This window comes from Serratia sp. BIGb0234 (assembly GCF_024809915.1).
In the GTDB taxonomy this organism is placed as follows: Bacteria; Pseudomonadota; Gammaproteobacteria; order Enterobacterales; family Enterobacteriaceae; genus Serratia; species Serratia liquefaciens.
Window position 1 is genome coordinate 427746 of the sequence record NZ_JANUEI010000003.1, and the last position, 13817, is coordinate 441562.

Annotated in this window: 15 protein-coding genes and 1 tRNA gene; 6 read left to right on the top strand and 10 right to left on the bottom strand. The window is 55.6% G+C overall.

Annotation, left to right across the window (positions count from 1 at the left end; genetic code table 11):
- Positions 1-453: 453 nt before the first annotated feature.
- Positions 454-529, bottom strand: a tRNA-Phe gene (locus M2407_RS14825).
- Positions 530-1234: 705 nt separating this feature from the next.
- Here M2407_RS14825 and speF point away from each other — a divergent pair.
- Positions 1235-3397 carry an ornithine decarboxylase SpeF gene (gene speF / locus M2407_RS14830; RefSeq protein WP_020828616.1) on the top strand — a complete coding sequence of 721 codons (2163 nt, stop codon included), beginning with the start codon at positions 1235-1237 and terminating at the stop codon, positions 3395-3397.
- A 52-nt stretch (positions 3398-3449) separates the two neighbouring features.
- Here the strand turns inward: speF and mltC are convergent, their stop codons facing one another.
- The 3 genes from mltC to mutY all read right to left on the bottom strand — a co-directional run bounded on the left by mltC (position 3450) and on the right by mutY (position 6074).
- On the bottom strand, positions 3450-4526 hold the full coding sequence (gene mltC, locus M2407_RS14835; protein WP_020828615.1) for a membrane-bound lytic murein transglycosylase MltC: 1077 nt from the start codon (positions 4524-4526) through the stop codon (positions 3450-3452).
- A gap of 54 nt (positions 4527-4580) precedes the next feature.
- Positions 4581-4853 carry an oxidative damage protection protein gene (locus M2407_RS14840; protein WP_020828614.1) on the bottom strand — a complete coding sequence of 91 codons (273 nt, stop codon included), beginning with the start codon at positions 4851-4853 and terminating at the stop codon, positions 4581-4583.
- Positions 4854-5006: 153 nt separating this feature from the next.
- The gene (gene mutY, locus M2407_RS14845) at positions 5007-6074 is read right to left on the bottom strand and encodes an A/G-specific adenine glycosylase (RefSeq protein WP_259218517.1); all 1068 of its coding nucleotides are present in this window, start codon (positions 6072-6074) and stop codon (positions 5007-5009) included.
- 177 nt (positions 6075-6251) lie between these two features.
- Between mutY and trmB the strand changes: the two genes are divergently transcribed.
- From trmB to M2407_RS14870, 5 genes are all read left to right on the top strand, one after another.
- Entirely contained in the window at positions 6252-6971 is a 720-nt protein-coding gene (trmB, locus tag M2407_RS14850) for a tRNA (guanosine(46)-N7)-methyltransferase TrmB (protein WP_020828612.1), read from the top strand.
- On the top strand, positions 6971-7297 hold the full coding sequence (locus tag M2407_RS14855; RefSeq protein ID WP_020828611.1) for a YggL family protein: 327 nt from the start codon (positions 6971-6973) through the stop codon (positions 7295-7297). Before trmB ends, M2407_RS14855 begins: the two co-directional genes overlap by 1 nt.
- 95 nt (positions 7298-7392) lie before the next feature.
- Positions 7393-8316 carry a glutaminase B gene (gene glsB / locus M2407_RS14860; RefSeq protein WP_130016774.1) on the top strand — a complete coding sequence of 308 codons (924 nt, stop codon included), beginning with the start codon at positions 7393-7395 and terminating at the stop codon, positions 8314-8316.
- Positions 8317-8346: 30 nt separating this feature from the next.
- The gene (locus tag M2407_RS14865; protein WP_020828609.1) at positions 8347-9063 is read left to right on the top strand and encodes a DUF2884 domain-containing protein; all 717 of its coding nucleotides are present in this window, start codon (positions 8347-8349) and stop codon (positions 9061-9063) included.
- A gap of 100 nt (positions 9064-9163) precedes the next feature.
- The gene (locus tag M2407_RS14870) at positions 9164-9598 is read left to right on the top strand and encodes a DUF29 domain-containing protein (RefSeq protein WP_122080179.1); all 435 of its coding nucleotides are present in this window, start codon (positions 9164-9166) and stop codon (positions 9596-9598) included.
- A 37-nt stretch (positions 9599-9635) separates the two neighbouring features.
- Here the strand turns inward: M2407_RS14870 and hemW are convergent, their stop codons facing one another.
- From hemW to M2407_RS14900, 6 genes are read right to left on the bottom strand one after another with little or no spacing between them, the layout of a single operon-like run.
- Positions 9636-10775, bottom strand: a complete 1140-nt coding sequence (gene hemW, locus M2407_RS14875; RefSeq protein ID WP_046372639.1) for a radical SAM family heme chaperone HemW — start codon at positions 10773-10775, stop codon at positions 9636-9638.
- Positions 10768-11361 carry an XTP/dITP diphosphatase gene (locus M2407_RS14880; protein ID WP_046372640.1) on the bottom strand — a complete coding sequence of 198 codons (594 nt, stop codon included), beginning with the start codon at positions 11359-11361 and terminating at the stop codon, positions 10768-10770. The genes hemW and M2407_RS14880 overlap by 8 nt, the downstream gene beginning before the upstream one ends.
- A gap of 17 nt (positions 11362-11378) precedes the next feature.
- A complete protein-coding gene (gene yggU, locus M2407_RS14885) occupies positions 11379-11669 on the bottom strand; it encodes a DUF167 family protein YggU (RefSeq protein WP_020828604.1) in 291 nt (96 codons plus the stop codon).
- Complete coding sequence (locus M2407_RS14890) at positions 11666-12220, bottom strand: YggT family protein (protein ID WP_044553435.1); 555 nt, start codon at positions 12218-12220, stop codon at positions 11666-11668. Before M2407_RS14890 ends, yggU begins: the two co-directional genes overlap by 4 nt.
- Before the next feature lie 31 nt (positions 12221-12251).
- Positions 12252-13073, bottom strand: coding sequence for a pyrroline-5-carboxylate reductase (proC, locus tag M2407_RS14895; protein ID WP_259218518.1), 822 nt, complete (start codon positions 13071-13073; stop codon positions 12252-12254).
- Positions 13074-13093: 20 nt separating this feature from the next.
- Positions 13094-13801, bottom strand: a complete 708-nt coding sequence (locus tag M2407_RS14900) for a YggS family pyridoxal phosphate-dependent enzyme (RefSeq protein WP_020828601.1) — start codon at positions 13799-13801, stop codon at positions 13094-13096.
- Positions 13802-13817: the final 16 nt, after the last annotated feature.

A 13817-nucleotide genomic window follows, 5' to 3' on the forward strand; every position in this document is an offset into this window, starting at 1 on the left:
GGTGATTGTTCCTTCCTGTGGGGGAATAGCGTTGGCCCGCAGGGTGAGGCCTTTGGCCGAATAATCGAACGTGTTCGATGAAGAGTCCTACCCCAGAAAGCAAAAAACCCGCCATAGGCGGGTTTTTCTAAATAGTGGTGCCCGGACTCGGACAACCGGTGCTTGCACCGGATTGAACAACGCTTTAGCGTTGGCCCGTAGGGTGAGGCCTTTGGCCGAATAATCGAACGTGTTCGATGAGGAGTCCTGTCTCGGAAAGCAAAAAACCAGCCCTAAGGCTGGTTTTTCTAAATAGTGGTGCCCGGACTCGGACAACCGGTGCTTGCACCGGATTGAACAACGCTTTAGCGTTGGCCCGCAGGGTGAGGCCTCTGGCCGAATAATCGAACGTGTTCGATGAAGAGTCCTACCCCAGAAAGCAAAAAACCCGCCATAGGCGGGTTCTTCTAAATATGGTGCCCGGACTCGGAATCGAACCAAGGACACGGGGATTTTCAATCCCCTGCTCTACCGACTGAGCTATCCGGGCAACGGGGCGCATTTAACCCTATTGGCCGGATATCGTCAATCGGTTTCTATCACAAAGCCGATCGGTTGCTCTATTTTCATGCAGTGGCGGGTAAGGTTCGTGGGGCATGGAGGAGGGGGGGAAGTGATAAATATGCAAAGAATCCGTGTATTTATACCGTTTTGGTTTTTCTGTTGGTTATTATTATGTGTTTTATAACAATTGGTTATGCTTAAATTATTATGTAATTAATCGACATAATAGTTACTTGAACCTCATAAAAAAACATGCAATCATTGCGCAAATTTTAGCACTCTACGTCCCCTAACGGCGTTTCCGCTCATTTAAGTCAGAGGGTTGCAGGCATGACTGGTATGGCTACTCAAGCGCTACTGCGCACCAGACATCTGATGATGCCGCTACTCCGCCGCGATCTTTCCCGAACGTCGTCCTCCATAAACGCCCAGCCCAACATGCGGTAAGGCAACTTCATGCTCGCTGTTAGGCATTATTAAAAATAGAGCTGTGGCTCTGATTTTACTGATGTCTATCGGACGCTGCCGATACCAGTTCCCGATAGTGGCCTGATAATCTTAAGAGAGTCAGCCGGTCACGTATGCGCTCTATGCTGCCACCCCGGACATCAAGTTGCCGGGATAACCTTTGTTATCTCATCACCGTGCCTTGTGGCACAGCCTCATCCTTAACCGTTTGAGAGTTAGCACTATGAAAGAATTGAAGATAGCCACCAGCGCCAGCCTGGTCGCCGCCATTGAAACGCTGCGCCAGATTGTCCGCGTCGAGCAGACGGATTATACCGACGTTGCGGCATTGGTCGTGTCGGTTGATGACGTCAACGCCGGCATCCTGGCACAGCTTAAAGCCACCGGGTTCGAGATCCCCACCTTTGTGGCGGTGGCCGGAGATGAGCATCTCTCGCCGGACTACCTGCCGTTTATCAGCGGTGTTTTCGCGCTGGACGGTGCCAGCAAGGCGTTTTATATGGCGCAGTTGGAAGCCGCGGCGGATGCTTACGAGCAGGCGCTGCTGCCGCCGTTTTTCAAAACCTTGAAAACCTATGTGGAAATGGAGAACTCGACCTTTGCCTGTCCGGGGCATCAGGGCGGGGAGTTTTTCCGCAAGCATCCGGCGGGCCGCAAGTTTTTCGAGTTTTACGGTGAAACGCTTTTTCGTTCCGACATGTGCAACGCCGACGTTAAATTGGGCGATTTGCTGATCCACGAAGGCTCGGCCAAGGACGCCCAAAAGCATGCGGCACGGGTGTTCAACGCCGATAAAACTTATTTTGTGCTCAACGGCACCTCGGCCGCCAACAAGGTGGTAACCAACGCGCTGCTGACCCGTGGCGATCTGGTGCTGTTCGACCGTAACAACCATAAGTCCAACCACCATGGTGCGTTGATCCAGGCCGGTGCGACACCGGTGTATCTGGAAACCGCGCGCAACCCGTTTGGTTTTATCGGCGGTATCGATTCCCGCTGCTTTGACGAGCGTTATCTGCGCGAACAAATTCGTCAGGTAGCGCCGGAGAAAGCCGAGGCAGCGCGTCCTTTCCGCCTGGCAATCATTCAGCTCGGCACCTACGACGGCACTATTTATAATGCGCGTCAGGTGATCGACACCATTGGTCACCTGTGCGACTACATCCTGTTTGATTCGGCCTGGGTGGGTTACGAAGGGTTTATCCCGATGCTGAAAGAGTGTTCACCGCTGCTGTTGGAGCTGGACGAGCTTGACCCGGGCATCTTTGTTACCCAGTCGGTACACAAGCAGCAGGCCGGCTTCTCGCAAACCTCGCAGATCCACAAGAAAGATGACCATATCAAGGGCCAGAAGCGTCACTGCAACCACAAGCACCTGAACAACGCTTTCATGCTGCACGCCTCTACCAGCCCGTTCTATCCGCTGTTTGCGGCGCTGGACGTCAACGCCAAGATGCATGCCGGGGCCGCCGGTCGCCGTATGTGGATGGACTGCGTGAAGCTTGGCATCGAGACGCGCAAGCAACTGCTGGAACGCTGTTCGCAGCTCAGGCCGTTTGTCCCCCTGCAGATCGCGGGCAAGAACTGGCAGGATTACGACACCGATTTGATCGCCAACGACGCCCGTTTCTTCAATTTTGTGCCGGATGAGAAATGGCACGGTTTTGAAGGTTACGCGCAGGACCAGTATTTGGTCGATCCGTGCAAACTGCTGCTGACCACGCCGGGTATTGATGCCGCCACCGGCCAATACACCGAGTTTGGCGTGCCGGCCACCATTCTGGCCAATTTCCTGCGCGAGAACGGTATCGTGCCGGAGAAGTGCGATCTTAACTCGATCCTGTTCCTGCTGACGCCGGCGGAAAACCCGGCCAAGATGCAACAACTGGTGGATATGCTGGTGCAGTTCGAACGTTACGTGGAAGAGGACGCGCCGCTGAGCCAGGTGCTACCAACGGTATATCGCAAGAACGAGCAGCGTTATCGCGGCTATACCCTTCGCCAGCTGTGCCAGGAGATGCACGATTTATACGTCAGCTTCGACGTTAAGCAGCTGCAAAAAGAGATGTTCCGTCAGCGTCATTTCCCGCAGGTGATGATGAACCCGCAGGACGCCAACGTGGAGTTTATCCGTGACAACGTTGAACTGGTGCCGATCGGGCAGGCCGAAGGGCGCATTGCGGCAGAGGGCGCGTTGCCTTACCCACCGGGCGTGCTATGCGTAGTGCCGGGCGAAGTCTGGGGCGGGGCGGTACAGCGTTATTTCATGGCGCTGGAAGAGGGCATCAACCGGCTGCCGGGCTTCTCGCCGGAGTTGCAGGGCGTTTATATCGAGAAAAAGGATCACGGCTGGAAACGCATTTTCGGCTATATGATCAAGCAATAGAAAATAAGGGCCGGTTTGCACCGGCCCTTATTATTGATAACGCCACCGCAAATTATCTTCTGCGGTAACTCTTCTGGGCGTTGTTCACCTTGACCAGGTAACGGCGAGATTCGCCGGCCGGATGCTTGGTGGTCAGCGTCTGATAGACGTCGCCCGGCTGCATGCCGTTGATGATGCTCACCGCACGGGTCCTGTCGCTAGAGAACACGCGCAGCACGCTGCCGGCGCCGCCGTTATAGGCGGTGATAACCGCGTAGCGGCGTGAGGTCGGGTTTTGAATCCCTCCCAAATAGTTATTCTGCAAAATGGCCAGATAAGCCGTACCGGTATCGATGTTGTTTTCCGGGTCGAACAGGTAACTGCGGCTTGGTTTGCCCCATTTCCCACGCATCTGGAACACATCCTTACCGGCAGTGTGCTGCACCACCTGCATCAGGCCCAACGCATCTGAACCGCTCACCGCATACGGGTTAAAGCTCGATTCGGTCTGCATGATCGCCAGGATCAGCGACTCTTCCACGCCGTATTTCTCCGACGCCTTGCGAACCATCGGCAGGTATTTGTGGGCACGTTTGTCCAGGTGGTTTGGCACCAGCTGAATAGTGACCGAGTAAATTACGTGCAGGCCGGAGGTGCGTTTTTGCAGCTTGGTCTGCAACAGATAGTCGGCGAAGTGCGCCGCACGCCATTCCCAACGGATCGGCGCACCTTTGTTATCCAGTACCTGGCCGTACAGGAACGGCTCTTTACTGATCTGGATATCGTTGACGTCGGAATAGAGATCGATAGAACCCGGGTCGTCCCCCATCAGCAAGGTGCTGATAATCGCCTGACGCAGGTGAGCGGCAGGATCGGTGGTGGCGATGGTTTCAATAGTGATGGCACCAGAATCAAAGTTGATGTGGCTACGGGTTTGATACTGGTCGGTGTATTTAACGTAATCTTTCGGCCCGGCGATCAGAACTTCGTTCAGACCCCAGATATTCTCGATGTTGTGGGCGAACTGACCCATCAGGATTTCGAAGCCGTTGGTGTCTTTGACCCAGGCTTCGTTGACTTCAGTGCTTTTTTTGCCGGAACAGGATATCAGCAGGGGCGCTATCACTAGCAAAGCTAAAATTTTCTTCATCTTAAAGCCGTATACGAGAAGTATTGGAAGGGCCAGCGCCTGGCCCCAACAGCATTATTCGCTTGGTGGCGTATAGCCTTCGATATGGACGTCATGCCCTTCGAACAGGAATTTGATCATTTCCGCTTCCAGCAATTTGCGGTCGTCAACGTTCATCATGTTCAGTTTTTTCTCGTTGATCAGCATGGTTTGTTTTTTCATCCATTCTGCCCAGGCTTCTTTCGAGATCTCGTTATAGATGCGTTTGCCGACTTCCCCTGGATAAAGCTGGAAGTCCTGCCCTTCGGCGTCACGCTGCAGGAAGGTACAAAAAATGGTTCTGCTCATGCTAATTCCTCATCAATGGCGCTATTGCCAATAAACCCGTCATACTTTGAGCTGCAGGTGTGTTGGCTGCCTTTTCTCACCCGAATCACTTACCTCAGTAAGCTCATCGGGACTCGCTCAGTTGCCGCCTTCCTGCAACTCGAATTATTTAGGCTATAAACCCTGTTGGCGCGGAGACTGTTTTGCCAACTGTTGCAACAGGCGGTCAACCGGTGCGGCCAGCCCGACCGATGGCGGCTGCGCTAAGTTATACCAGAGACCGGCGCCCTCATCCATGCTGCTGCCTGCAGCGTCCATTTCCAGCCATATTGGCACGATATCAAGATGGAAATGACTGAAAGTATGACGAAATGCGGTCAGTTGCTCCTGGCGATTGTTTTTCAGACCGCGCTGTTGCAGCCAGAGTTCCATCTCTTCACGTTCGCTGAACTGCGGGAAGCAGAACAGACCACCCCACAGACCGACGGCGGGGCGCTGTTCCAGCCAGGCGCGTTCGCCGTGCTGCAGCAATAAAAAGTAGGCGGTTTTTTCCGGCAGGGTCTGCTTGGGCTTTTTACCCGGATATTTTGCCCAACTGTGGTGGGCATAGGCGATGCAGCCGAGGCTGAGTGGGCACAGTTCGCATTTCGGCTTGGAGCGGGTGCAGACCATCGCCCCCAGATCCATCATCGCCTGATTGAACTGGCCAACGCCCTTGGCCGGGGTAACGTTTTCGCTGATTTCCCACAGTCGGTTTTCTACCTCTTTCTTGCCCGGCCAGCCTTCGACGGCATAGCAGCGGGCCAGGACGCGTTTTACGTTGCCGTCGAGGATTGGGTAGTGTTGGCCGAGCGCCAGCGACAGCACTGCGCCTGCCGTTGAACGGCCAATACCGGGCAGGGCGTGGATTTCTTCAAAGGTTGTCGGGAACTCACCGCCGTGCTGTGCGACAATAGCCTGCGCCGCCTTATGCAGATTGCGCGCACGGGCGTAGTAGCCCAGGCCGGTCCACAGGTGCAGCACTTCGTCCAGCGGCGCTTCAGCCAGCGCACGCACGTTGGGAAAACGTGCCATAAAGCGCTGGAAGTAAGGGATCACGGTGGCAACCTGAGTTTGTTGCAACATGACCTCAGAGAGCCATACTTGATAGGCGGTCTTATCAAGCTGCCACGGCAGGGTTTTACGGCCGTAACGCTGGTACCAGTCAAGCACCACCTGTGCGAACTGCTGTGCTTGCATCATAAGCTGATTCGATATCCGGCAGAAAATGAAGCGCGATTGCAGCATAGAGTCATGATGCTGTAAACCGGAACTTTCCGACGTCGCACGGCAGGTACATTAGATGAACACTTGCTAAACCAATGTATCTTTGCATAATGCGCGTTTCCCTAATTGGCAGCCAAACAGACAGAAAGCACTATGATTAATGACGTCATCTCCCCGGAATTTGATGAGAACGGCCGCGCGATGCGCCGTATCCGCAGTTTTGTCCGCCGCCAGGGGCGGTTGACCAAAGGCCAACAGCACGCGTTGGACAACTATTGGCCGGTGATGGGCGTGGAGTATCAGGCTGAACCTGTCGATATCGCCGCACTGTTCGGGCGCGACGCGCCGACCGTGCTGGAGATCGGTTTTGGCATGGGCGCCTCGCTGGTGACCATGGCGGGCAATAACCCGCAGCAGAATTTCTTGGGGATAGAAGTCCATTCGCCGGGCGTGGGTGCCTGCCTGGCCGACGCTACCGAAGCGGAACTGAGCAACCTGCGCGTAATGTGTCACGACGCGGTTGAGGTGCTGGAGAATATGATCCCGGACGGCTCGCTGGACATGGTTCAGCTGTTTTTCCCCGATCCGTGGCACAAAGCGCGCCACAACAAACGCCGCATCGTACAGACGCCGTTTGTTGAACTGGTGCGTCGCAAACTGAAAGTCGGCGGCGTCTTCCACATGGCCACCGACTGGCAACCTTATGCAGAACATATGTTAGAGGTTATGAACGGGATCTCAGGCTATCGCAATCTTTCCAGCGATAATGATTATGTGCCGCGTCCGGATTCACGCCCACTGACAAAATTTGAATTACGCGGCCAGCGTCTGGGACATGGCGTTTGGGACTTGATGTTTGAGAGGAAAGAATAATGGCTAAGAACCGCAGTCGTCGTTTACGTAAAAAGTTACACATTGAAGAGTTTCAGGAGCTGGGCTTCTCCGTTGCATGGCGCTTTGCCGAAGGCACCGCGGTTGAAGATATCGACAGCACGCTGGACGCTTTTATCGACGAAGTGATTGAGCCGAACGGCATGGCCTTTGACGGTAGCGGCTACCTGCAGTGGGAAGGCTTGATCTGTCTGCAGACCATCGGTCACTGCACTGACGAGCAACGCGAACTGGTCAAAAAATGGCTGGAAGCGCGTAAACTGACCGACGTTAAGGTCAGCGATCTGTTCGATATCTGGTGGGACTGATTTTCCTGCCTGATAAGCGCGGCCTGGCGTCGCGCTGAATCTATTGATTTAAGGTGCCTTTACGGCACCTTTATTTTGTCCGGAGTGTGACCGCGGTGGTAACAACATTGGATAACGCGTTGCTGGATGAGATCCTGCAACAGGTGCGCCCGCTGATTGGCCAGGGCAAGGTGGCGGACTATATACCGGCGCTGGCGGAAGTGGCGGCCGATCGTCTGGCGATCGCCGTTTGCACCGTCGACGGCGAAATGTTCCAGGCCGGTAACGCCGACGAGCGTTTCTCTATTCAGTCGATCTCCAAGGTGTTGAGCCTGACGCTGGCGCTGACGCGCTACCAGGAGGCGGAGATCTGGCGTCGGGTTGGCAAGGAGCCTTCCGGTCTGCCGTTCAACTCGCTGCTGCAGCTGGAGATGGAGCAGGGCAAACCGCGCAATCCGTTTATCAACCCCGGTGCGCTGGTGGTGTGCGACATGCTGCAAACCCGGCTCAGCGCGCCCAAGCAGCGAATGCTGGAAGTGGTGCGTCAACTGGCCGGTGAAGATGACCTGGCCTATGATTCGCGGGTGGCCCGTTCCGAGTTCGAACACTCCGATCGCAATGCGGCGATAGCCTACCTGATGAAGTCGTTCGGCAATTTCGAAAACGACGTGCTTACCGTGCTGCAAACCTATTTCCACTACTGCGCGCTGCGAATGAGCTGTGAGGAGCTGGCTCGCAGCTTTGTTTATCTGGCCAATCACGGTCGTGATCTTAGCGGACGCGAGGTGATAAGCCCCCTGCAGGCGCGCCAGATTAATGCGCTGATGATGACCAGCGGCATGTACGACGGCGCGGGGGAATTTGCCTATCGCGTGGGCATGCCGGGCAAGTCCGGCGTGGGTGGCGGTATTGTCGCTATCGTCCCCGACGAGCTGTCGATCGCCGTCTGGTCGCCGGAACTGGATGCTTCCGGTAACTCATTGGCGGGAACTGCGGCGCTGGAACTGTTGTCTCAACGGATTAGCCGTTCGATTTTTTAGCCCCACCACGGAAGGGCGTCAGGAGAATATATGTTAAAGAAAACCGGGTTAGCCTTACTGCTGTTGACTGCTTCACAGGCCCATGCCGAGTATCAGTGCAGCGTTAAACCCCAGGACGACGTGATTATCAGCCCGCAGAACGTACAGGTGACCGGGGCCAGCGGCAATCTGCAGATTTCACCGGATGGCGATGTAACCCGCAATGGCCAGGCGTTGAGCCTGACAGACAGCCAGCGCCAGAAGGCCTTCAGTTACCAGAGCGCATTGCGCAAAGAGTTGCCGTGGATCGACAACGGCGCTCAGCAACATCTGGAAAAAGCGCGGGTGGCGTTGGACAAGGTGATCGTCAAAGAGTTGGGCAGCGACAGCAACGTGCGTAACCGCCTGACCACGTTGAACGGTCAGCTTAAGCAACAGATGAACCGTATCATTGAGCACCGCAGCGACGGCCTGACCTTCCATCACAAGGCGATTGATCAGGTTGAGCAGGATGGCCGCAATATCGTCCAGCAGAGCATGGGCGGCGTATTGCAGGACAGCCTGAATGAGATGGGCGTCAAGCAGGCAGCCAATAGCGGCGGCAACCCGCTGCAGGCGATCATGGGCAATCTGGGCGGCCTGCAGAAGGCGATTCAGAACGAATGGAATAACCAGGAGCAGGATTTCCAGAACTTCGGCCACGACGTGTGCAACCGCGTTACCGGCCTGGAAACCCAGCGCAAAGATTTGCTTAATGCATTGAAGTAACATGAAATCACAGCGGATAGCGTGTTTTTTGACCTCCTGACAGTTATCTGACAGACTGGTTAAACTACGTACAGATTCATGGGTGTTTACGGAGAACGCTATGAGCCATACTCGCTACGAAACTGATGTTGTCGCCTGGGCAAATGAACAGGCAGCTCTTTTGCGCTCCGGAAAATTGTCTGAGATCGATGTTGAAAAGATCGCCGAGGAGATTGAGGACGTGGGAAAGAGCGAGCAAAGGGAACTTGCGAGCCGAATGACGGTGCTGATAGCACACTTGCTGAAATGGAAATACCAGCCGGCTCGGCGCGGAACCAGTTGGGAAAGAACGATTAAGGCACAGCGTAAAGAGGTGCTTTATAGCTTGAAAGAGTCGCCCAGCTTAAAAAGCAAACTCGGCGATGCAGACTGGCTGGATGTGGTATGGTCAAAAGCAGTCGCCTTTGCCACCACGGAGACCGGATTGGATGTTTATCCGGAAAACGGTATTTGGGACATTCAGCAAGTCCTTGCTCAAGATTTTTACCCAGATTGATTCAAATAAAAAAGCGCTGAAAACTCAGCGCTTTTTTTCATTCATCCGCCAGGAACAACTCCAGTAGCGAATTAAGGAACAGTTTGCCTTTCTCGGTGATCTGCCAATATTCCGGCGTTTCTACCAGATAACCTTTCGCCAGCGCTTCGTCCAGCGCTGCACGGATCGCGCTTTCATCCAGCCCGGTGTAGTTGACGAATTCAGCACGCGGTGCGGCTTCCAGCAGGCGGAAGCGGTTCATAAAGAATTCGAACGGCCGGTCCGCCGCCGTCACCTCATGCTGCTTGTCCATATACTTGCCCTGCATAAAACCACGCGGATGCTTGGTTTTCGCGGTGCGCAGAATGCGGCCGTCGCTGAAGGTTAACTTGCCGTGCGCGCCGCAGCCAATCCCCAGATAGTCGCCAAAGCGCCAGTAGTTGAGGTTATGTTGGCACTGATAGCCCGGTTTGGCGTAGGCCGAAGTTTCATACTGCTGATAGCCGGCGGCGCTCAGCAATTCATGGCCCCGCTCGAAAATGTCCCACAGCGCGTCGTCGTCCGGTAGCACCGGCGGGCGTGAACTGAAAAGCGTATTGGGCTCGATAGTCAGTTGATACCACGACAGATGCGGTGGATTGAGGGCAATGGCCTGGCGCAGATCGTCCAGCGCCTCTTCCAGCGACTGGTCCGGCAGGCCGTGCATCAGATCCAGGTTAAAACTGCGCAAACCCAGGCCGGTAGCCAGGTGAGCTGCGCGTTTGGCCTCTTCCGGGCCGTGAATGCGACCCAGGCGAGTCAATTTCTCGGCACTGAAGCTCTGCACGCCGATAGAAATGCGGTTCACACCGGCGCGCTGATAGCCGCTGAAGCGATCGGCCTCCACGGTACCCGGGTTGGCCTCCATGGTGATCTCGGCGCCGTCAATCACCGGAATGCGTGCCCGCACGCCGTCCAGCAGCGATTGCATCGCTTCGGCACTCAACAGGCTGGGGGTGCCGCCGCCGATAAAAATGGTGCTGATTTCGCGACCACTGACCAGCGGCAGATCGGCATCCAGATCCGCCAGCAGGTGATCGACGTATTCCTGATGCGGCACTTCGCCCTTCAACGCATGCGAGTTGAAGTCGCAGTACGGGCATTTCTGCACGCACCACGGAATATGAATGTACAAACTCAGCGGGGGCAACTTAAGCATTGCGCATCGCTTCCAGCATCAGCTTCAGGGCTTTACCACGGTGTGATACGGCGCGCTTTTCGTCACGGCTCAGCTCGGCAGCGGTGCGGCCCAGCTCCGGAACGTAGAAGATAGGATCATAGCCAAAACCGCCTTCACCGGCGGCGGCATCGGTGATTTCACCGGCCCAGCTGCCGTGGAACACCAGCGGTGTCGGATCTTCCGCGTGGCGCATATACACCAGCACGCAGTGGAACTGTGCGCCACGGCTGCCCTTGGGCACGTCTTTCAGCGCAACCAGCAGCTTGTCGAGGTTTTGCTGGTCAGAGGCGTCTACACCCGCGTAACGTGCAGAATAGATGCCTGGCGCGCCGCCCAGCGCATCAACCGCCAGACCCGAGTCGTCGGCGATCGCCGGCAGACCGGTGATTTGCGCCGCATGGCGGGCTTTCAGAATGGCATTTTCGATAAACGTCAGGCCGGTTTCCTCGGCGGACTCCACGCCCAATTCGGTTTGAGCGACCACGTTCAGGCCGAAATCGGCCAACAGGTCGGCGAGTTCGCGCACTTTACCCGGGTTACCGGTGGCAAGAACGACTTTTTGCATGATGACTACCTTGAAATTTATTCGATTAGCGCCGCGACCACGGCGGGGATCTGTTGCGGATTAACGATGCGTAACTGTTTATGCCGCCCCAGCTCGCCTTTCTCTATGGTGACGTTGCTTTTCGCCACTTTGAACTGCTTGGCGAGAAACTTGATCAGATGAGCGTTGGCCTGGCCGTCTACCGGCGGGGCGGTAATGGCGACTTTAAGTTCGTCGCCATGCAAACCGACAATCTGGTCGCGGCTGGCTTTCGGCTGAATATATAGCCTGATTGCCAGCCCGTCCAGCACCGGGGTGACTGCACTCACAGCAGGAACCAGATCTCACCGAACAGATCCATACCCAGGTAGTTGATCAGATACAGGATCAGGATCACTACCATCGCTGAAAAATCAATGCCGCCCATTGCCGGAAGAATACGGCGGATTGGCGCCATCAAAGGTTCGGTAAGTTGATACATCAACTGATCAATCGGGCTGCGGCCCTGACTTATCCAGCTCATCAGCGCGCGGATAATCATCACCCAGAAGATCAGATAACCGGCCGACTTCACCAGAGAGATTAGGCCAAACAGCAGGTTATACGGGCTGAGTGACATCGCGCCGCCCTGAATCAGCAGCAACAGCGGGTACTTGATGGTCATCAGCAGGAAAGCCAACAGCAGGGATGCGCTGTCAATAGGTCCCATTGACGGGATAATACGGCGCAGCGGGCCAATCACCGGCTGGGTGATCTTCACGATAAACTGCGCGAATGGGTTGTAAAAGTCAGCGCGTGTCCACTGCATCCAGATGCGCAGCAGCAGTACCATGACGTAAAGATCAATAACGGTTTTGACCAAAAAAGTCAGCGTTAGCATGAAGTCGTCCTTCTCCTTAACTCTCGATTATTTAAAATGATTTTTCCATTTCCTGCGCACGGGAAACTGCCGCCTGCATGGCTTTGGCCACGGTTGCCGGCAGCTGTTGCTCGTTGAATACCCGCAGCGCCTCGGCGGTGGTGCCGCCTTTGGACGTTACCTGCTCACGCAAGGTCGACAACGGCGTCTCCGGGTTGGCTTCCACCAGCGCAGCGGCGCCGGATGCCGCTTGTTGCACCAGCGTACGGGCCGTCTGGCTGTCGAAGCCCATACGTTCGGCTTCCTGCTGCATGGCTTCCATAAACAGGAAGAAATAGGCCGGGGCACTGCCCGCAGCGGCGATCACGCTGTTGATGCCGTTTTCGTCATCCACCCAACATACCTTGCCAACTGACGCCATCAAATCACTGGTGTAGTCACGATCCTGTTGGCTGACCTGCTGCGGCGCATACAGGCCACTCATGCCTTTACCCACCAGCGATGGCGTGTTTGGCATAATGCGTACGATATTCAGATTGTCGGCCAGCAGCTGGTAAAAACGGCTGACCTGAATGCCTGCGGCGATCGACAGCACCAGTTTGCCGCTGAAATCGATCTGATCGCGCAACGGCTGGCAGACATCTGCCATCATCTGTGGCTTCACCGCCAGTACGATGACGTCTGCCTCGCGTGCGCAGGCAAGGTTATCGCCGCTGCTAACGATGCCGTAGTCGGCAGCCAGCGCATCGCGGTTTTTAGCCGAAGGCGCGCAGACGCTGATGGATTTGGCCGGGTAACCGCCCGCCACCAGGCCGGCGATGATTGCGCGGGCCATGTTGCCGGCGCCAATGAAGGTAATCTTACGGTGTTGCATTAAAATTCCTCGTCAGTGTGTCAGGACTGCGAATAATCTCGCGCGCCAAAAATGGCGGTACCGATACGAACCAGAGTGCTGCCTGCGGCAATGGCCGCCGTCATGTCATCGGTCATGCCCATCGACAGCGTATCCACCTGTGGATAATGCTGTTGCAGCGCCAGGAAGGCGTCGTGCATCTGGCGGAATACCGCCAATTGGCTCTGGTAGTCTTCTTGCGGAGCCGGAATCGCCATCAGCCCGCGTAACCGAACGTTCGGCAAGGCGACCACCGCTTCTGCCAGCGCCGGCAGTTCAGCCAGTACAATGCCAGATTTACTCTGTTCATCGCTGATATTTATTTGGATCAGAACGTTAAGTGGCGGCATGTCTGCCGGGCGCTGGTCGCTTAACCGCTGGGCGATACGCAGCCGATCGACGGTATGGCACCAGGCAAAGTGCTCTGCCACCAGCCGGCTCTTATTGGATTGCAAAGGGCCGATAAAGTGCCAATCCAGCGTTGCGCCTTCCGGCAGCGCGGCAAAATGCTGAACCTTATCCACGCCTTCCTGTACATAGTTTTCCCCGAAGGTCCGCTGGCCTGCCGCGATAGCTTCTGCGATCGCCGCCACAGGTTTGGTTTTACTCACTGCAAGCAGCGTCACTTCTTCTGGAGCGCGAGCGCAGCCTTGAGCGGCCGCGGCAATGCGGTTTCTGACATCCTGCAGATTCTGTTGGATAGTGCTCATCATTGACCCAGGAGAT